Annotated in this window: 1 pseudogene; it reads right to left on the bottom strand. The window is 74.3% G+C overall.

The window, feature by feature from the left end:
- Positions 1–187: pseudogene (locus tag FV229_RS27085) on the bottom strand (hypothetical protein); the annotation flags it as partial.
- Positions 188–611: the final 424 nt, after the last annotated feature.

The following is a 611-nucleotide window of genomic DNA, read 5'->3' as shown; positions in this document are numbered from 1 at the left end:
GCGGCGGGCCGACCTCGGCCGCCGGCATCACGCCGCCGCCGCCGCCCAGCGCACCGCCGAGCGCCTGGCACCCGGCCAGGGCCGCGCCGAGGGAGAGAGCGGCGGCCGTCAGGGCGAGCGGGCGGCGCAGGCGCAGCGCGCCGGTCGTGACGGACGAAATTGCGGCAGACGAAATCCGGGCAGACATGGGCGGTGCGGTCCTGTTTCCTCGTGGCGGCCGGTCTCGAACCGGGCCGCCGTGACGGGGTTGACGGCCTGTCTACGATGCAGATTGGGCGAAAACCAGACGCCGCCGCGTCCGCCGCGGGACGGCTCGTGAGCCGCAGGCGCGGCCGAGGCGAGGGCGAACGGCCCGAAACATGCGGGTCCGCCCGCGGATCGCGATTCACAACTTCGCCTTGGTCGAACGGCATGCGAAGGTCGTGCTCCCGCAGCCCGTGACGACCCGGTGGACAGATCCCCGCCGCGCCACGGCCGCGCCGCGCCGACGCCAGCACTTGAGGACCTTGCGTGACCACATCGATCCGGATGATCGCGACCGCGACGATCACCCTTTGGACCGCCCCCCTCGGGAGCGCGTCCGCCATCGCGCAGACGCCCGCCCCCCAGGC

The organism is Methylobacterium sp. WL120, assembly GCF_008039465.1.
GTDB lineage: Bacteria > Pseudomonadota > Alphaproteobacteria > Rhizobiales > Beijerinckiaceae > Methylobacterium > Methylobacterium cerastii.
The sequence above is the reverse complement of the archived record's forward strand: the minus strand, read 5'-3'. Positions and strand labels throughout refer to the sequence as shown.